General features: G+C 72.2%; 15 protein-coding genes. 13 read left to right on the top strand and 2 right to left on the bottom strand.

Features of this window, described 5'->3' with window-relative positions; genetic code table 11:
• Positions 1-20 precede the first annotated feature (20 nt).
• From AQJ84_RS37895 to AQJ84_RS37875, 5 genes are read left to right on the top strand one after another with little or no spacing between them, the layout of a single operon-like run.
• Entirely contained in the window at positions 21-1352 is a 1332-nt protein-coding gene (locus AQJ84_RS37895; RefSeq protein WP_030043800.1) for an ABC transporter substrate-binding protein, read from the top strand.
• Positions 1352-2320: a carbohydrate ABC transporter permease gene (locus AQJ84_RS37890; protein WP_030043799.1), complete on the top strand. Its 969-nt coding sequence runs from the start codon at positions 1352-1354 to the stop codon at positions 2318-2320. Before AQJ84_RS37895 ends, AQJ84_RS37890 begins: the two co-directional genes overlap by 1 nt.
• A 2-nt stretch (positions 2321-2322) precedes the next feature.
• Positions 2323-3216: a carbohydrate ABC transporter permease gene (locus AQJ84_RS37885; protein ID WP_030043798.1), complete on the top strand. Its 894-nt coding sequence runs from the start codon at positions 2323-2325 to the stop codon at positions 3214-3216.
• 6 nt (positions 3217-3222) lie between these two features.
• Positions 3223-4542 (top strand): 6-phospho-beta-glucosidase, encoded by a 1320-nt coding sequence (locus AQJ84_RS37880; RefSeq protein ID WP_030043797.1) that lies wholly within the window; start codon positions 3223-3225, stop codon positions 4540-4542.
• Positions 4533-5504: an N-acetylglucosamine kinase gene (locus tag AQJ84_RS37875; RefSeq protein ID WP_053193421.1), complete on the top strand. Its 972-nt coding sequence runs from the start codon at positions 4533-4535 to the stop codon at positions 5502-5504. Before AQJ84_RS37880 ends, AQJ84_RS37875 begins: the two co-directional genes overlap by 10 nt.
• Here AQJ84_RS37875 and AQJ84_RS37870 read toward each other — a convergent pair.
• Positions 5489-6097 (bottom strand): hypothetical protein, encoded by a 609-nt coding sequence (locus tag AQJ84_RS37870; RefSeq protein ID WP_198536413.1) that lies wholly within the window; start codon positions 6095-6097, stop codon positions 5489-5491. The two genes, AQJ84_RS37875 and AQJ84_RS37870, sit on opposite strands and share 16 nt — an antisense overlap.
• A 196-nt stretch (positions 6098-6293) precedes the next feature.
• Between AQJ84_RS37870 and AQJ84_RS37865 the strand changes: the two genes are divergently transcribed.
• The 7 genes from AQJ84_RS37865 (at position 6294) to AQJ84_RS37835 (ending at position 17133) form a co-directional block, all read left to right on the top strand.
• Positions 6294-7784 (top strand): hypothetical protein, encoded by a 1491-nt coding sequence (locus tag AQJ84_RS37865; RefSeq protein ID WP_225889249.1) that lies wholly within the window; start codon positions 6294-6296, stop codon positions 7782-7784.
• A 26-nt stretch (positions 7785-7810) separates the two neighbouring features.
• Positions 7811-8875 (top strand): glutamate ABC transporter substrate-binding protein, encoded by a 1065-nt coding sequence (locus AQJ84_RS37860; RefSeq protein WP_030043794.1) that lies wholly within the window; start codon positions 7811-7813, stop codon positions 8873-8875.
• Positions 8876-8950: 75 nt separating this feature from the next.
• Positions 8951-10276: a hypothetical protein gene (locus AQJ84_RS37855; protein ID WP_030043793.1), complete on the top strand. Its 1326-nt coding sequence runs from the start codon at positions 8951-8953 to the stop codon at positions 10274-10276.
• 25 nt (positions 10277-10301) lie between these two features.
• Positions 10302-12857 (top strand): serine/threonine-protein kinase, encoded by a 2556-nt coding sequence (locus tag AQJ84_RS37850; protein ID WP_053193427.1) that lies wholly within the window; start codon positions 10302-10304, stop codon positions 12855-12857.
• Positions 12858-14138 carry a PP2C family serine/threonine-protein phosphatase gene (locus AQJ84_RS37845; RefSeq protein ID WP_030043792.1) on the top strand — a complete coding sequence of 427 codons (1281 nt, stop codon included), beginning with the start codon at positions 12858-12860 and terminating at the stop codon, positions 14136-14138.
• A gap of 113 nt (positions 14139-14251) precedes the next feature.
• Complete coding sequence (locus AQJ84_RS37840) at positions 14252-15601, top strand: vWA domain-containing protein (protein WP_030043791.1); 1350 nt, start codon at positions 14252-14254, stop codon at positions 15599-15601.
• A gap of 56 nt (positions 15602-15657) precedes the next feature.
• Complete coding sequence (locus AQJ84_RS37835; RefSeq protein WP_037804139.1) at positions 15658-17133, top strand: FHA domain-containing protein; 1476 nt, start codon at positions 15658-15660, stop codon at positions 17131-17133.
• 15 nt (positions 17134-17148) lie between these two features.
• Here AQJ84_RS37835 and AQJ84_RS37830 read toward each other — a convergent pair whose 3' ends face one another.
• Entirely contained in the window at positions 17149-18159 is a 1011-nt protein-coding gene (locus tag AQJ84_RS37830; RefSeq protein WP_053193431.1) for a methyltransferase domain-containing protein, read from the bottom strand.
• A gap of 117 nt (positions 18160-18276) precedes the next feature.
• On the opposite strand from AQJ84_RS37830, the gene AQJ84_RS37825 reads away from it, so the two are divergent.
• A complete protein-coding gene (locus tag AQJ84_RS37825) occupies positions 18277-18681 on the top strand; it encodes a globin (RefSeq protein ID WP_030043789.1) in 405 nt (134 codons plus the stop codon).
• Positions 18682-18777: the final 96 nt, after the last annotated feature.

The raw sequence follows: 18777 nt of genomic DNA, 5'->3' as shown, positions 1-18777 counted from the left end.
TGCCCTAGGGAGACCCAGCTATGCCCGGAATATCAAGAAAAGTCATACTCGCCGCCTCCGCCTCCGTGGTCCTCCTCGCCACCGCCTGCACCGGTCGGTCCGAGTCCGGCGCGAGCGACGACGCCTCCCAGGACACGACCCTCAACTTCTGGCACGCCTGGAGCGCGCCCGCCGAGGTGCAGGCCGTGAAGTCGCTGGTCGCCGGCTTCGAGAAGGCGCACCCCAACATCCACGTCAACGTCGTCGGCAACATGACCGACGACAAGATGAACCAGGCGCTGCGGACCGGCGGCGACAAGGCGCCCGACGTGATCTCGTCGTTCACCACCAACAACGTGGGCAAGTTCTGCTCGTCGGGTGCGCTGGTCGACCTCAACCCGTTCTTCGAGAAGTCGGGCATCGACCCGGAGAAGACGTTCCCCAAGGCGATGAACGAGTACACCCAGTTCGACGGCGACCGGTGCAGCGTCCCGCTGCTGGGTGACGCCTACGGCCTCTACTACAACAAGACCGCGTTCGAGAAGGCCGGCATCAAGAGCCCGCCGAAGACCTGGTCCGAGTTCGCGTCCGACGCCAGGAAGCTGACGATCTCCGACGGGGACGGCTACGAGCAGCTCGGCTTCATGCCGAACTACCACGGCTGGGAGACCACCACCGAGCACTACCTCGGACAGTTCTCGCCCACGTACTTCGACTCCAGCGGCAGGTCGAACCTCGCGAAGGACCCCGCGTTCGAGGCCGGGTTCACCCTCCAGAAGAAGCTCGTCGACGAACTCGGCGGCTACCGGCGGCTGGAGAAGTACCGCTCCACGCTCGGCGACGAGTGGGGCCCCAAGCACCCCTTCCACACCGGTCAGGTCGCCATGCAGCTGGACGGCGAGTGGCGGCTGGGCATGGCCCTGGACGCCGAGCCTGACTTCGAGATCGGCGTCGCCCCGCTTCCCGTGCCCGACGACCAGGCCGACCAATATGGCAAGGGCTACATCACCGGCACCATCGCCGGGATCGCCGCCACCAGCCAGAAGCGGAACGCGGCCTGGGAGCTGGTGAAGTACATCACCACGAACACGGACGCGGTGGTGAACTTCTCCAACGCCATCCACAACGTGCCGTCCACCCTGGCCGCCCTGAAGTCGCCGAAGCTGAAGTACGACCCGCGCTTCAGGACGTTCCTGGAGATCGCCGCCAACCCGAACTCCACGACGTCCCCGGCCTCCGTCAACGGCGGGGTGTACCTGACGACGATCCAGCAGTTCGGCTACGAGTACGAGAGCGGCAAGGTCAAGGACCTCAAGGCGGGCCTGGCGAGCACCGCGCGGCAGATCGACACGGACATCGCCCAGGCGAAGTGATGAGCACGGTCACTCCCGCCTCGAAGGGCCGCAGTGCGGGCCTCGCCGCGAAGCAGCGGAGACAGGCACTGCGCACGGCCGCCTTCATGTCGCCCTGGCTGATCGGCTTCGCGGTCTTCTTCGCGTACCCGCTGATCTCGACGGTCTATTTCTCCTTCATGCACTACGACGGTTTCGGAACGCCGACGTGGACCGGCACGAGGAACTGGACGTACGTCTTCGAGAACTACCCCCTCTTCTGGCCCGCCCTGCGCAACACCCTGTGGCTGGTGCTGATCATGGTCACCCTCCGGGTTCTGTTCGGACTGGGCATCGGCCTCCTGATCACGAAGATCAAGACGGGCACGGGTGTCTTCCGCACCCTGTTCTACCTGCCCTACCTGGCCCCGCCGGTGGCGGCCACCATGGCCTTCGCCTTCCTGCTCAACCCCGGTACGGGCCCCGTCAACTCGATCCTCGAAGGCATCGGCGTCCCGGCCCCCGGCTGGTTCAACGACCCCTCCTGGTCCAAGCCGGCCCTCACCCTGCTCGCCCTGTGGGGCATCGGCGACCTGATGGTCATCTTCATGGCGGCGCTGCTCGACGTGCCCCGGGAGCAGTACGAGGCCGCCGAGTTGGACGGCGCCTCGGCGTGGCAGCGGTTCCGGTTCGTCACCCTGCCGAACATCTCGCCGATCGTGATGTTCGCCGTGGTCACCGGCGTGATCCAGACCATGCAGTACTACGCGCAGCCGCTGATCGCCGGGAAGGTCGCCTCGGGCGTGATCCAGGGCGCCGGCACCCAGTTCGAGCCCGGCTACCCGGACAAGTCGACCCTCACCCTTCCCCAGCTCGTCTACAACCTCGGCTTCCAGCGCTTCGACTACGGCTCCGCCTGTGTGGTGGCCCTGGTGCTCTTCGCCCTGTCGATGGCGTTCACCGGGTTGCTGATGCGGCGCCGGGGCGGTCTCATCCAGGCAGGTGACTGACCATGACCCAAGTACTGGCCAAGCCCGTGGAGTCGAAGGCCCCGGCCTCGCCCGCCGAGCGCACGGCCCGCCGCCGGGCCGTCCTCGAATGGGTCGGGATCCACTCCCTCGGCGTCGCCGCGGCCCTCTTCTTCACCCTCCCCTTCGTGTTCGTCTTCCTGACCTCGCTGATGAGCGGATCCCAGGCCCTCAGCCGCGATCTGGTCCCGCGCACCTGGGAGTGGGGCAACTACGCCGCGGTCTTCGACACACCCGGCTTCCTGACCTGGTGGAGGAACACGCTGCTGTACGCCGGCGCGGGGACCGTCCTCACGGTGGTGTCGTCGATCCCCGTGGCGTACGCGCTGGCCAAGTTCCGCTTCCGGGGCCGCGATCTGTCGCTGATGCTGGTGATCTCGATGATGATGCTGCCGCCCCAGGTGGTCGTCATCCCGATGTACCTCTTCTGGGCGAAGCAGCTGGACCTGTCGGGCACGCTGTGGCCGCTGATCATCCCGATGGCGTTCGGTGACGCGTTCTCCATCTTCCTGCTGCGGCAGTTCCTGACCACCATCCCGAACGAGTACCTGGACGCGGCCAGGGTGGACGGCTGCGGTGACCTGCGCACCCTTCTGCGGGTCGTGCTGCCGATGGCCAAGCCGGGCATCGCCGCGGTCGCCCTCTTCCAGTTCTTCTACGCGTGGAACGACTACTTCGGCCCGCAGATCTACGCCTCCGAGAACCCCGGCGCCTGGACGTTGAGTTACGGCCTGGAGTCCTTCAAGGGCGCGCACCACACCGACTGGAACCTCACCATGGCCGCGACCGTGCTGGTCATGGCCCCCGTGATCCTCGTCTTCTTCTTCGCCCAGAAGGCGTTCGTCGAGGGCGTCACGCTCACCGGAGTGAAGGGTTAGAGACGTATGAAACTCACCGTGGTCGGCGGAGGCTCGACCTACACCCCCGAACTCGTCGACGGCTTCGCCCGTCTGCGCGACACCCTGCCCGTCGAGGAACTGGTCCTCGTGGATCCGGCCGCCGACCGGCTGGAGCTGGTGGGCGGCCTGGCCCGCCGGATCTTCGCCCGGCACGGCCACGACGGCCGGATCGTGACGACCGGCGACCTGGACGCGGGCGTCGAGGGCGCCGACGCGGTCCTGCTCCAGCTCCGCGTCGGCGGTCAGGCGGCCCGCGAGCAGGACGAGACCTGGCCGCTGGAGTGCGGCTGCGTCGGCCAGGAGACCACCGGCGCGGGCGGACTCGCCAAGGCGCTGCGCACGGTCCCGGTGGTCCTCGACATCGCCGAACGGGTCCGCCGTACGAACCCGGACGCCTGGATCATCGACTTCACCAACCCGGTCGGCATCGTGACCCGCGCCCTGCTGGAGGCCGGCCACAAGGCGGTCGGCCTGTGCAACGTGGCGATCGGCTTCCAGCGGAAGTTCGCGAGGATGCTCGGTGTGGCGCCCGGGGAGATCCACCTGGACCACGTGGGCCTCAACCACCTCACCTGGGAGACGGGCGTACGCCTGGGCGGACCCGAGGGCGAGGACGTCCTGCCCGGGCTGCTGTCCGAGTACGGCGAGGCGATCGCCGCCGACCTGCGCCTGCCCCGCCCGCTCCTGGACCGCCTCGGCGTGGTCCCCTCCTACTACCTGCGCTACTACTACGCGCACGACGAGGTCGTGCGGGAGCTCAGGTCGAAGCCGTCCCGGGCCGCCGAGGTGGCGGAGATGGAACGGCAGTTGCTGACCATGTACGCCGACCCGACGCTGGACGAGAAACCTGAGCTGCTCGCCAGGCGGGGCGGCGCCTACTACTCGGAGGCGGCCGTCGATCTGGCGGCCGGTCTGCTCGGCGGAACAGGAAGCGGGCCCGAAGAGCCCTCCGTCGACGGTGGTGGTGGCAGACGGGCGGGCGGCAGCCCCTACCAGGTGGTCAACACCCGCAACGGGGGCACGCTGCCGTTCCTCCCGGACGACGCGGTGATCGAGGTGCAGGCGGCGGTCGGGCCGAAGGGCGCGGCACCGCTCGCCGTGCCGGCCGTCGACCCGCTGTACGCGGGCCTGATGGCGCAGGTGACGGCGTACGAGGAGCTGGCACTGGAGGCCGCGCTGCGCGGCGGTCGCGACCGGGTGTTCCGCACGCTCCTCGCCCATCCCCTCGTCGGCCAGTACGCGTACGCCGAGACCCTGACCGACCAGCTGATCGCACACAACCGGGAGCATCTCGCGTGGGCCTGACCGCAAGCGTCCTCGCCGTCGACGCGGGCAACAGCAAGACCGACGTCGCGGTCGTGGCGTCCGACGGCACCGTCCTCGCCACGGCCCGCGGCGGCGGGTTCCGGCCGCCGGTGGTGGGCGTGGAGGCGGCGGTGGACAAGGTGGCGGAGGCGGTGACGCGGGCTTTCACCGCCTCCGGGGTGGCGTCCGTCGAGCATGTCTCCGCCTGCCTCGCCAACGCGGACTTCCCCGTCGAGGAGGAACGGCTGGCGGCCGCGCTGCACGCGCGCGCGTGGGGCGCGAGCACGGAGGTGCGCAACGACACGTTCGCGGTGCTGCGGGCGGGCGTCACCGAGCCGCGCGGGGTCGCCGTCGTCTGCGGCGCCGGCATCAACTGCGTCGGCATGCGCCCCGACGGCCGCACCGCCCGCTTCCCCGCCCTGGGCCGGATCTCCGGCGACTGGGGCGGCGGCTGGGGCCTCGCCGAGGAGGCCCTGTGGCACGCCTCCCGGGCGGAGGACGGCCGCGGCGGTCCCACGGCCCTCGCGCACACCCTGCCGGCCCACTTCGGGCTGACCTCCGTGTACGCCCTGGTCGAGGCCCTGCACCTGGAGCACATCGGCCCGGCCCGCCGTCATGAGCTGACGCCGGTCCTCTTCGCGACGGCCGTCTCGGGCGACGCCGTGGCCCGCGGCCTCGTCGACCGCCTGGCCGAGGAGGTGGCGACGATGGCCACGGTGGCGCTGACACGGCTCGGCCTGCTGGAGGAGGAGACACCGGTCCTGCTGGGGGGCGGGGTACTGGCTGCTCGACACCCGCGACTGGACGACGGCGTACGGGACCTGCTGGCCTCGCGGGCCCCGAAGGCGGTGCCCCGGGTGGTGACCGCCAGTCCGGTGCTGGGGGCGGCGCTGCTCGGGCTGGACCGGGTCGGGGCGTCCCCGCGGACGCAGGCGCGGGCGCGGGCCTACTTCGAGGGCTGAGGGCCGACTGCCGTGAGCAGCAGGTCGACCAGGTCGGTGACGGGCCGGCCGTCGCCGACGTCCAGGCGGGTGAGCCCCAGCGCGTCGACGGCCCGCACCATCAGCTCCTGGTAACGGACGGTCCGCGCCAGGAACTTGTCCATGAGGAGGCGTTCCGCCCCGGTCGCCTCCTCGTACCGCCCGGACGCGTGCACGCGCGCGCGTACGACGGTCTCGTCGGCGGTGAGCCACACGGCAGCCGTGCGCGGGACGGCCGACCGGGCCACCAGGGCGGGCCAGAGCGCCGACCCTTCGAGGACCAGGCCGGTCCCTGCGGCGGCGTGGGCGCGGATCAGTTCCTCCACCCGCGGCCACAGCCGCTCGTAGTGGCCGAGAACCGACCCGACCAGCTCGTCGACCGTGAGGGTCGCGTAGTGGTCGGCGACATGCGCGGGGACCTCGCGGTCCGGGGTCCGCCAGGGCCGTCCCGGATGCCGGGCCAGACCGTCCGTCGAGAGGCACTCGAACCCGAGCCGGTGCGCGGTCGCCCGGGCGAGGGTGGACTTGCCCGCGTTCGACGTCCCGCCGATGAGTACCACCCGCGCACCACCCATGGCCGCGACCCTACGCGAGCGCCCCGGGAGGGAACCGAACCGATTCCGCCGGCGTATTCATGGGCAGGGGGTGGTGCGGTGCCGCGGCACCGCCGCAGCGCACGCTGCGATCTGATCAAGATCAAGCCAAGGCCGGTGCGGATGTCAGTCCCGGCAGCGATACTTGCGGCGACGGATGACCATGGGGGAGGTCACAGTGACACACCCGCCGAAGAGCAGCGCGGCGCCACCACCGCCGACCGGCGTGCCCACGATGCCCGCGGTCCCGCCGCAGCCGTCCGGGCCGTCCGCGTCGGCCGCGTCGGCCGCGTACGGCGCCCCCGCGCACAACGGCGGCGCGAGCCGGCCCGTCCCCCCCGTCCCGGCGGAGCCCCGCCGTACCGCCTTCGCCGAGGGTGTCGACCGGCTGCGTGCCGCCGCCACCACCGAACCCGGCCGGCTGCGCATCATCGGCGCCGTCCTCGCGCTCCTGGTCGTCGCGTTCGGCGCCGTCACGGCCTGGCAGACGGCCGACCGGCGCACCGCCGCCGACGACGTCCTCCACAACAGCCAGCCGCTCAGCTCCGCCGCGGCCGACATCTACCGCTCGCTCGCCGACGCCAACACCGCGGCCTCCAGCGGCTTCCTGGCGGGCGGCCAGGAGACACCCGCCTCCCGCGACCGGTACGAGAAGGACATCGACGCCGCCGCCGAGGGGCTGGTCCAGGCCGCGGCCAACTCCGACCCCGACTCGCCGGCCGCGGCGACGGTGGCCGAGCTGAACCGGCTGCTGCCGGAGTACAAGGGCCTGGTCGAGCGGGCCCGGACGTACAACCGCCAGGGCTTCCCGGTCGGCGGCGCCTATCTGCGGTACGCCAACGAGAAGATGCAGCAGGAGATGCTCCCGGCGGCGGAGGATCTCTACAAGAAGGAGAACCAGCGGCTGAGCGCCGACTACTCCGACGCCACGCCCTATCCCTGGGCGGCGATCGGCCTCGGGGTCCTGGCGCTCGCCGGGCTCGCCTGGGCCCAGCACCGCAACTACCGGCGTACCAACCGCGTCCTGAACCACGGCCTGGTCGCCGCCACCGCCACCACCACCGTGGTCCTGCTGTGGCTGGTCGTCGGCCACACCGTGGCCCGCGCCGCGCTCGACGACTCCTACGACCACGGCGTCCGCTCGCTGAACGTCCTGCACGACGCCCGCATCGCCTCCCTGAAGGCACGCGGCAGCGAGAACCTCACCCTGGTGGCGCGCGGCGCCGAGACCGTCGAGGTGGACGGCGAGACCTTCGACGCCTACGACTACGACTTCGGCCAGGAGATGAACACCCTCGGCAGGGGGCTGGCCCTCGCCGAGAACCTCGCCGACGACAAGGCGGGCGAGCAGCCGGTCACTTCGGCCGTCGGCAACATGGCGGAGTGGAAGAAGCGTCACGCCGCGGCCCGCGACGAGGACGAGAACGGCGACTACCAGGCGGCCCTGGACCGGGTGATCGGCGCCGAGGGCGCGACCGGCGAGTGCTTCGACAGCGTCGACGCCAACCTCGCCAAGGCGCTCACCCACGAGAAGGCCGAGTTCGCCCAGGCCGCCGGCGACGGCCTCGACGCGATGACCGGGATGACGGTGGGCGCCGCCGTCCTCGCGGTCCTGGGCGCGGCCGGCGCGGTCCTCGGCATCGGCCGCAGGCTGTCGGAGTACCGGTGAGAGGGGGCGTGACGATGCGGTGGCGGATGCGAGGGCGCGGTCTGCGGACCGGTCTGAAGGGCTGGGGCGGTGTGGGTGCGATGGCGGTCGTCTGCGCCCTGGCGTTGACGTTCGCACTGCTGCTCCCGCTGTTCCCGTCGGGCGGCGACGGCAGCACGGGCACCGGCGGCCCGGGGCTCGCGCACGGCGTCCAGGCCCGCGCCGAAGGGGGCTGCACCACCCCCGAGATGGAGGCGGCGCCCGAGAAGCAGACCCTGCCCCCGTCGAGCGCCGACGGCGCGACCATAGAGAAGATCAAGAGCCGGCCGGGCGAGAAGCGCAAGCTGATCGTCGGTGTCGACCAGAACAGCTACCGCTGGGGCTACCGCGACCCCAACAGCGGTGAGGACGCGGTGCTCGAGGGATTCGACATCGACCTGGTCCACCGCATCGCCAAGGACATACTCGGCGACCCGGACGCGGTGCAGTTCAAGGCGATCCCGACCGACCAGCGCATCCCGGCCATCCAGGACGGCCGGGTCGACATGGTCGTCCGCACGATGACGATCAACTGTAAGCGCCTGGCCGATGTCGCCTTCTCCGCGCCCTACTTCAAGACCGGGCAGCAGGTCCTGGCCCCCAAGTCGTCGACGATCAGCGGGTACGACGACTCGCTCGCCGGGCAGCGGATCTGCTCGGCGAAGGGGTCCACGGCCAACGCCAAGCTGGTCGACGACCAGAAGGCCGGCGACCTCGTGTCGTCCGCCAAGCTGAAGCCCACCGTCCCCAACCAGCTCGACTGTCTGGTGCGGCTCCAACTCGGCGAGGCGGACGCCGTGGTGACCGACGGGGCGCTCGCCGCCAGTCAGGCCGCACAGGACCCGACGGTCGAGCTCAAGGGCGAGCCCTTCACGACCGAGTACTACGGAGTGGCCATGAAGAAGGACGCCGACGATCTGGTACGCCGGGTCAACCAGGTTCTGGTGGACTACCGCAAGGACACCGCGAACGGCTGGCAGGCGTCGTACGACAGGTGGCTTTCGGCGACACTGGACGAGGATTCCTCGACGTCGGAACCGCCGGCGTCGCCCGAGTACCTCCGCAAGAGCTGACGCTTCACCAAGTACCCGCCGACCGACACGGATTCCTGGACGACTGACCGAACTCAACGCAGCGAGAGGTGATCGATGGGCGTCACGGACCCCGCCGGGCCGGTGATGGACCGGGACGAGGTGGACCGTGCGCTGGCGCGGCTCGGCGCGGAGCACGAGGCCATCGAGACCTCGCTCCTCGCCCTGCAGGACCACGCGGGTCGCAGACTCCTCGAGGGCGCCGAGCTCACGGGCGTCACCAAGGAGCGCTGGCAGGCCGCGGAGGCGTCGATCACCCTGCTGTGGGCGTACTTCGACGCCTACACCGACGCGTTGCGCTCCGCGCGGGACATCCGCTCCCGCCGCCGCTGGTCCAGCCGGGAGGACCTGGTGGAGCTGACGGAGCTGCTGCGCGGCGAGTCCGTCACCGTCGCGGGGTCCGCCCACGCGATCGCCAACGCACCGACACTGCACGGCGGTCCGAGCAAGCTCAGCGAACAGTTCTCACTGGTCACGCTCGTGGACCGGATGAACGAGCTGTACGCGACCTCGCTGGACATGGTCGTCGCCGCCGACGCGGTCTGGTCGGCGCTGCCCGCCAGGATCGACTTACTGGCCGCGGAGCTCCAGCGCACCCGCCGGCTGGCCCACCCCGTCGGTGTGCGCCCCGGCGAACACCCGGCGGGCGACGACCTGGAGCGCATCACGCGCACGCTGACGTCCCTGCGCGAGCAGGTGGTGTCCGACCCGCTGGCGTTCTGGATCCGCGCCGAGGGCAGCACCGCCCCGGGCGGCGGCAAGCCCGACACCACGGTCTACGACCGGGAGGCGCGCGCTCTGGAGGACGTGCGCCGGGAGATCGACGCCGTGCTGACGGTCCGGCAGGACGCGGAGACCCGGCTGGTCAAGCTGCGGGACGTGCTCTCCCGCGCCGACCGCACCCTCGCCGAGGCACGCACGGCGCGCACCGAGGTTCTCGCGAAGATCGCCGCCACGGAGGTGCCGGTGGTCGGCGGACCGCCGACCGTGCTGCAGGAGCAGCTGGCGACGGCCGCCGAGTACCGCAGACACGCCCAGTGGCACCGTCTGTCCCCGCTCCTGGAGTCCCTGGAGCAGAAGGCGGAGGACGAACTGCTGCGCGCCCGCGAGTCGTTGACCGCGGTCACCGCGCCCCTGGCGGTCCGCGCGGAGCTGCGCGGCCGCCTCGACGCGTACAAGGCGAAGGTCGCCCGGCACGGCCTCGCGGAGGACTCGCTGCTGGTCGAGCGGTACGACGCGGCCCGGCGGATGCTGTGGAGCGCGCCCTGCGACCTGCGGGTCGCCGAGCAGGCCGTGCTGCGCTACCAGCACGCGGCCGCCGAACTGCTCGCCGCCCCCCGGGTGCCGGACGGACCACAGGACGGCAGGGGGCCGGGAGCGTGAGCGACAGAAGGGGGACGGCGTCGTCATGAGTCAGGCACAACAGCCCTGCCAGCGGCCGGACTGCGACGGGACATACGAGGACGTGGGCGGCGGCGAGCTGTACTGCGACACCTGCGGGCTGGCCCCGGTCGTCTCCACGACCGGCATGGTCAGCTCGCCGCCCACCGGGATCACGGCCGGCGGCCGGGGCTCCCGGGGTTCGTCCGGCAGCACCAGTTCGCGTTCCAGCAGCCGCAGTTCGCGTACGTCGTCACAGTCGTCGAAGTCGCGGCGCTCGGTGTCGGGGCGGCTGTCGCGCTCGGTGTCGGGCCGCTCCACGGGCCGCTCGGTGTCGGTGCGCAGCTCCGGTTCCAGCGCCGGGTCGTCCGCGCGCGGCCGGCTCGGCGTGGGCCTGGTCGAGGTGCCGGGGGTGCCGCGGCCCGATCCGCGGGCGATGGTCCTGGACAACCCCGAGGTGCCGGAGCGCAAGCGGTTCTGCTCGCGTTCCGACTGCGGGGCGGCGGTGGGGCGGTCGCGCGGTGACCGGCCGGGGCGTACGGAGGGGTTCTGCACGAAGTGCGGCCACCCGTACTCCTTCGTACCGAAGCTGAAGTCCGGCGACGTCGTGCACGGCCAGTACGAGGTCGCGGGCTGTCTGGCGCACGGCGGGCTCGGCTGGGTCTATCTCGCCGTGGACCGCGCGGTCTCCGACCGCTGGGTCGTCCTCAAGGGCCTGCTGGACACCGGCGACCAGGACGCGATGGCCGCGGCGATCTCCGAGCGGCGCTTCCTCGCGGAGATCGAGCACGCCAACATCGTGCGGATCTACAACTTCGTCGAGCATCTCGACCAGCGCACCGGCTCGCTGGACGGGTACATCGTCATGGAGTACGTCGGCGGCAAGTCCCTCAAGGAGATCGCCAACGCCCGCCGCACACCGGCGGGCAAGCGCGACCCGCTGCCGGTGGAGCAGGCGTGCGCGTACGGCATCGAGGCCCTTGAGGCCCTCGGCCACCTGCACAGCCGCAACCTGCTGTACTGCGACTTCAAGGTCGACAACGCCATCCAGACCGAGGACCAGCTCAAGCTGATCGACATGGGCGCGGTGCGCAGGATGGACGACGACGAGTCGGCCATCTACGGCACGGTGGGCTACCAGGCGCCGGAAGTCGCGGAGGTCGGCCCGTCCGTGGCGTCCGACCTCTACACGGTCGCGCGCACGCTGGCGGTGCTGGCCTTCGACTTCCAGGGCTACACGAACGTCTTCGTGGACTCCCTGCCCGACCCGGACAACATCGAGGTCTTCCGCCAGTACGAGTCCTTCTACCGGCTGCTGGTCCGTGCCACCGACCCGGACCCGGCCCGCCGCTTCGCCTCCGCGCAGGAGATGGCGGAACAGCTCACGGGCGTACTCCGGGAGGTGGTGTCCCTGCAGTCGGGCCGGGCCCGCCCCGCGCTGTCCACCCTGTTCGGTCCCGAAGTCCGGGTCACGGACGCGGAGTTGTTCCCCAAGCTGGACGGTGAGGTGTCCCGGCTGGGCGCGCGGGCGGTGCCGGTCCGGCGGCGCGCCGGTGCCGGCTCACGTGCCGGTGCCGGCTCCCTGCTTCCCGCGGCCGCCCCGCCCGCCGGCGCCACGGCAGCGGTCACGCCCGGCATCGTCAAGACCGTCAACGCCTCGGCCGCGGCGCTCGCGCTGCCCGTTCCGCTCGTCGATCCCTCGGACCCGAACGCCGGTTTCCTCGCCGGTCTGATGGCCACCGCGTCCGCCGAGCTGCTCGGGGCCATCGCGGCCGCTCCGGCCCGGTCCACCGAGACCCGGCTGCGGCAGATCCGGGCCTGGCTGGAGAACGGGGACGCGGGCACCGCGCACGCGTCCCTGCTGGAGCTGGAGGAGGAGCGGCCCGACGACTGGCGGGTCGTCTGGTACCGCGGGGTCGCGGCGCTGGTCACCGGTGACCACGAGGCCGCCGCGCTGGCCTTCGACGCGATCTACGACGCCTTCCCCGGCGAGATCGCCCCCAAGCTCGCTCTCGGCCTGTGCGCGGAGGTGCTCGGGCAGCTCGACAACGCCGCCGAGTACTACCGCCTCGTCTGGTCGACCGACCCCAGCTACGTCAGCGCCGCCTTCGGCCTGGCCCGCGTCCAGCTCGCCACCGGCGACCGGCGGGGCGCCGTACGGACGCTGGAGTCGGTTCCGGAGTCGTCCATCCACTACACGGCCGCGCGCGTGGCGGCCGTGCGGGCACGGCTGCGGCAGCGCACCGCGGTCGCTTCCGACGTACCCTTCCTGGACGATCTGACGGCGGCAGCCGGCCAGGTCGAGGCCCTGGAGGCGTACGGTCTGGACCCGGCGCGGCGGGAACAGTTGTCCGCGGAAGTCCTCGGCTGCGCGCTGGACTGGATACTCTCCGGTAGCCAGGGTTCCGCCCCGCCCCCCGCCGTCGGGGGACGGGTGCTGCTCGGCAGCGGCCTGGACGAGCGGGGCCTGCGCTTCGGCCTGGAGCGTTCGTACCGCACGCTGGCCCGGCTGGCGTCGGGCGGCGAGGAGAGGATCGACCTGGTGGAACGTGCCAACCGTTACCGCCCCCGGACATGGGTGTAGTTGATGTCGCAGATGCCCCAGACCGCCCTGTCGAGGTGCCCGAGCTGCGAGGAACCCCTCGAGTCGAGTGACCGTTTCTGCGGCGCGTGCGGATACGACCTGTCCGCCGTGCCCGCGCCCCCGGGCGACCATCCGACCATCGCCATGAACGGCGCCGTGCCGCTCCGGCCGGACGGTGTGCCCGACATGCCGCCGGCCGCACCGCGGCAGCCGCCCGTCGGGGACGCCTCGCAGCCCCCCTTCACGGGCTCCCCGGTCTCCCCCGCCTCCGGCGTACGGTTCGACCGGCCGTCGGAGCCCGACGACTACCCGCTGCAGGCGCCGGACCCGCGCGTGGCCGGTGACGCCCCGGCCCCGGCCGAGGGCACCCCCGTGTGCGTGGCCTGCCGGGCCGGCCGGGTGGACAACGACGGCTACTGCGAGAACTGCGGGCACGCCCAGCCCCGCGAGCGCGACCACATGGAGCACGACATCGGCCCGGTCGCCGCCGTCAGCGACCGCGGTCTGCGCCACCACCGCAACGAGGACGCGTTCGGTCTCGGCTGTGCCACGCTGCCCGACGGCTCGACGGCGGTCCTGGCGATCGTCTGCGACGGCGTGTCCTCCGCGACCCGTCCCGACGACGCCTCGCTGGCCGCCTCCCGCGCCGCGAGCGAGGCACTGCTGGCCGCCCTGCCCCTGGGCACCCACCCCCAGCAGGCCATGCACGACGCCATCGTCGCCGCCTCGCACGCGGTCAACGCGCTGGCGGAGGAGCCCGCGACGGCCCGCGAGCACGCCCCGCACCAGAACGCCCCCGCCTGCACTCTGGTGGGCGCGGTGGTGACGTCCGGGCTGCTGGTCGTCGGCTGGGTCGGCGACAGCCGCGTCTACTGGGTGCCGGTGGACCGCACCGCTCCCCCGGCGCGGCTCACCGAGGACGACTCCTGGGCGGCGCAGATGGTCGCCGCGGGCCTGATGAACGAGGCGGAGGCGTACGCCGACGAGCGTGCCCACGCGATCACCGGCTGGCTCGGCGCGGACGCCTACGAACTGGAGCCGCACACCGCTTCCTTCAAGCCGGACCGGCCTGGCGTGGTGGTGGTGTGCACCGACGGTCTGTGGAACTACGCGGAGGCTGCCGAGGAGATGGCCCAGGTCCTGCCGCCGGACGCCTCCGTGCGCCCCCTGCACAGCGCCCGCGTCCTGGTCGGCCACGCCCTGGACGGCGGGGGCCACGACAACGTAACAGTGGCCGTCCTGCCGTTCCCCGCCCCGCCGCAGGGGGCAGGATCGGCCTGAGGCCCACTACGGCCCGAGCACCACGGGGACGTCTCGACGGACCGGAGGGGACCGGTCCGTCACACCGTCATCGCCCCGCGTCCGTGGGGAGTTCAAGGGGGATTTGAGTAGGTATGGCCAATTTCTCGAAGTCGAACGTGCCGCAGTTCTCGGTGGACGTGTACCAGAACGAGTACCTGCCGGAGGGCGGCCGCGACGTCAGCGCGATCGTCACCGTCACCGCGACCGGCGGTGGCACGATCGGAAGCGCGGTCGCGGCACCCCATCTGTACTCGCACGGGCAGGGACCGTCGGCCGCCGTGGCGATCATGGTCGACTGCTCGGGCTCCATGGACTACCCGCCGACCAAGATGCGCAACGCCCGGGACGCGACGGCCGCCGCCATCGACACCCTGCGCGACGGCGTGCACTTCGCGGTGATCGGCGGCACCCATGTCGCCAAGGAGGTCTACCCCGGCGGCGGTCGCCTCGCCGTCGCCGACGCCACCACCCGCGACCAGGCCAAGCAGGCGCTGCGCAAGCTCAGCGCGGGCGGCGGCACGGCCATCGGCACCTGGCTGCGGCTCGCCGACCGGCTGCTGTCCTCCGCGGACGTCGCCATCCGCCACGGCATCCTGCTCACCGACGGCCGCAACGAGCACGAGTCGCCGGAGGACCTGAAGGCCGCCCTGGACGCCTGCGCCGGCCGCTTCACCTGTGACGCCCGCGGGGTGGGCACCGACTGGGAAGTGAAAGAAGTCACAGCGATCGCCTCCGCGCTGCTCGGCACCGCCGACATCGTCGCCGACCCGGCCGCCCTGGCCGCCGACTTCACGCAGATGATGGAGACGGCGATGGGCAAGGAGGTCGCGGACGTCGCGCTGCGGCTGTGGACCCCGGTCGGCACCGCCGTGAAGTTCGTCAAGCAGGTCGCGCCCACCGTCGAGGAACTCACCGACCGCCGCACCGAGGCCGGCCCGCGCGCCGGGGACTACCCCACCGGCTCCTGGGGGGACGAGTCCCGTGACTACCACGTCTGCGTCGAGGTCCCGGCCGCGAACGTGGGCCAGGAGATGCTCGCCGCCCGGGTCTCCCTGGTCGTGCCGCAGCCCGACGGCAGCACCCAGCCGCTGGTCGGCGCGCAGGGCCTGGTCCGGGCCGTGTGGACCGACGACATGGTCGCGTCGACGTCGATCAACCCCCAGGTCGCCCACTACACCGGCCAGGCCGAACTGGCCCAGGCCATCCAACAAGGGCTCGATCTACGCAAAGCGGGAGACTTCGACGGAGCAACGGCCAAACTGGGCAGGGCCGTCCAGCTCGCCAGCGCCTCCGGAAACGCGGATACTGCGAAACTGCTTTCGAAGGTGGTGGACGTCGTCGATGCCGCGACAGGTACTGTGCGACTGAAGGCGAAGGTCACGGAGGCCGACGAGATGACTCTCGAGACCCGGTCGACAAAGACTGTTCGTGTAAAGAAGTGACCTGAGTGACCCTGTAGGAAATCGAAGGAAATCAAAGGAAAGGGGGACGCGCCGACATGCCGACCTGCCCGAACGGACACCAGTCGGGTTCCGACGACTGGTGCGAGGTCTGCGGTCACCGCATGGCGGGTGCCGTGCCTCCACCTCCTCCACCGCCGCCCCCGGGCGGGGGTTACGGCTTCCCGCCGTCCCAGGGTCCCGGCACGCAGCCGGGTCCGCCCGGCGGCCGTGCGCCCGAGCCCGAGCTGTGCCCGCAGTGCCGCACGCCCCGTGAGGGCGGTGCGCCCTTCTGCGAGGAGTGCCGGTGGAACTTCCTGACGAACACGGCGACTTCGTACACCCCGGCAGCGCCGCCTCCCGGCCCCAACCCGGCCGGGCGGTTCCAGCAGCCTCCGGGGCCGTCGTACGGCGGCGGTGACTCGTACGACTACCAGGGCTCACGCCCCTCGCAGGTGAACCGGCCGGCCGAGCCGATCCCGCCGGGCCCGCCGTTCGGCAACGCGCCGTCGGGACCTGGTGGCCCCGGCGGCCCCGGTGGCTTCGGCGCCCCGGGTGGCCCCGGCGCGCAAGGCGGCCCGGGTGGCCCTGGCGGCTTCGGCGGCCCGAACGGCCCCGGCGGGCAAGGCGGTCCCGGCGCTCCCGGTGGCTACGGCGGCCCCAACGGCCCCGGCGGCCCCGGTGGTCAGGGCGCTCCCGGTGGCTACGGCTACCCCAACAACCCCGGCGGCCAGGGTGGACCCGGCGGACCCGGTGGACCTGGCGGACCCGGGCCCTTCGGTACCGACCCGTCGCGCCCGGTACCGCCGCCCCCCGGCCCGAACCCCCACGGCGGTCCCGGCGGACCTGGCGGACCTGGCGGTCCCGGCGGACCTCAGGCACCGCAGGCGTTCCAGCAGCCCGGCCCCGGCGGCCCGCCCGGATACCCGCAGGACCCGAACCGGCAGCAGCCGGGCGGCCCCTCCTTCGGTGGCGGTGGCGACGACTGGGTGCTGCCCCCGCCGACGACCGGCGGCCCGGGTGGCCCGGGCGGGCCCGGTCAGGGCCCCGGCGGTGGCTACGGCTATCCGCAGCCCGGCGCGACCCAGGCCCCGCCCGCACCTCCCGGCCCCGGCTTCCCGCAGCAGCCGTCGACCTGGACGGCGACCATCGGCCCGGACCGCGACTACTTCATGGCGATGATGCAGCGCTCGGGGCCCGAGGCCGCGGGCCTCAACCTGCCCGCGTACTCGCCCGAGCAGCAGCGTGCCCTCACCGGCAACCAGATCACCATCGGCCGCCGCCGGCACTCCACCGGCGACACCCCCGACATCGACCTGGCGGTGCCGCCGGAGGACCCGGGCGTCTCGCACCAGCACGCGGTGCTGGTCCAGCAGCCGGACGGTTCCTGGGCGGTCGTCGACCAGAACTCGACGAACGGCACGACGGTCAACAACGGCGAGGAGCCGATCCAGCCCTTCGTGCCGGTGCCCCTGCAGGACGGCGACCGGGTCCACGTGGGCGCCTGGACGACGATCACCATCCGCCGCGGCTAGGACGACACGGGTCGGTCACCGGAGGGGCCAGGCATACGGTCCCTCCGGTTCGTCCAGCCACGCCCACTCACGTCCGCCGCTGACCGTGATGCCGTAGCGATCGCGCGGCGGCCGCCCCTCGCGCTCCCACAGCGCGTACGCCTCCTGCGGGGCGAGGGCGGAGCGGGTCAGAGCGAGCAGGAACCGGAACAGTTCGTGGTCCCTGGCCGGGCGCGGCACCCCGCCCAGCGGGGCCGGCTCCGGCTCGGGCCCGCCACCGCGCAGCGGCACGAAGTAGGCGGGCGTGTGCAGGAAGCGCCCTTCGGCCTGCCCGGCGTCCCGCACCGTCAGGGCGATCAGGCCGGTGGCGAGCGGTGCCAGGACACGGGCGCCGGGACGGCACTGGGCGAGCCAGGCGGGCGGGATCGACCGCAGTGTGCAGGTCGCGATGATCCGGTCGAAGGGGGCCCGTTCGGGCACCCCGCCCGCCCCGTCGCCGGTGACGACGACGGGCCTGAAGCCGGCCACGGCCAGATGCCGCCGGGCCGCCTCGGTGATCTCCGGTTCCAGGTCGACGGTGGTGACGAGGTCGTCGTCGCCGAGGCGGTGGGCGAGCAGGGCCGCGTTGTAGCCCGTGCCCGTGCCGATCTCCAGGACCCGGTCGCCGTCGGCCACCTCGAGTTCGGCCAGCATCAGCGCCATCAGGGAGGGCTGACTGCTGGAGGAGACCAGCTCGCCGTCGTGCAGCCGGGTGGCCAGCGGGGTGTCGGCGTAGACACCGCGCAGCCAGCGTTCACGGCCGCGCGCGTCGGGGCTCTCGCTCCAGCGCCGCTCGTAGCCGTCCATGACGCCCACGTAGTAGTAGGGGACGAACAGGTGCCGTGGCACCACCAGGAACGCCTCCCGCCACACCGGGTCCCCGGTCCACGCCCCACTGGCGTCGATCTCCGCCACCAGCTCCGCCCGGGCCGAGGCGGCGAGGTCGTCGAGGCCGTCGAGGCCCCGGCCCTCGTCCTGGCCGTCCCGGTCGAGCTCGTGCGCGCCCATACGTCCACTGTGCTGCGGCGGCCCTCCGGAAGCGAGCCGCTGCCCCCGCCGGTCGGGCTCTGTGAGGGTGGTCCTAAGCCTCGAGTCCTCGGTCGCCCCGTCTGAGACCATGGACGGGTGAAAGAGATTCGGCGCGGCACGCTTCAGGAGCAGACCTTCTACGAGCAGGTCGGCGGGGAGGAGACCTTCCGCCGCCTCGTCCACCGTTTCTACGAGGGAGTCGCCGGGGACCCGGTCCTGCGGCCCATGTACCCCGAGGAGGACCTGGGCCCGGCCGAGGAGCGGCTGGTGCTCTTCCTCATCCAGTACTGGGGCGGTCCGACGACGTACAGCGACAACCGCGGCCACCCGCGGCTGCGGATGCGCCACGCCCCCTTCACCGTCGACCGGGCGGCGCACGACGCCTGGCTGAGGCACATGCGGGACGCCGTCGACGAGCTCGGCCTGTCCGAGGAACACGAGCACACGCTGTGGAACTACCTGACGTACGCGGCGGCCTCGATGGTGAACACCCCCGACTGACCCGCCCACGCTGAGGCCCGGATTCCGGTCGCACGATTCCGGATTCCGGTCACGATCCGGTCAAGTCCAGCTCACAAGCGCTTACCCGCGGCCCGT

Source organism: Streptomyces resistomycificus (assembly GCF_001514265.1).
Classification (GTDB): domain Bacteria; phylum Actinomycetota; class Actinomycetes; order Streptomycetales; family Streptomycetaceae; genus Streptomyces; species Streptomyces resistomycificus.
Note: the sequence above shows the minus strand (reverse complement) of the source record. Positions and strands in the feature narration are given on the sequence as shown.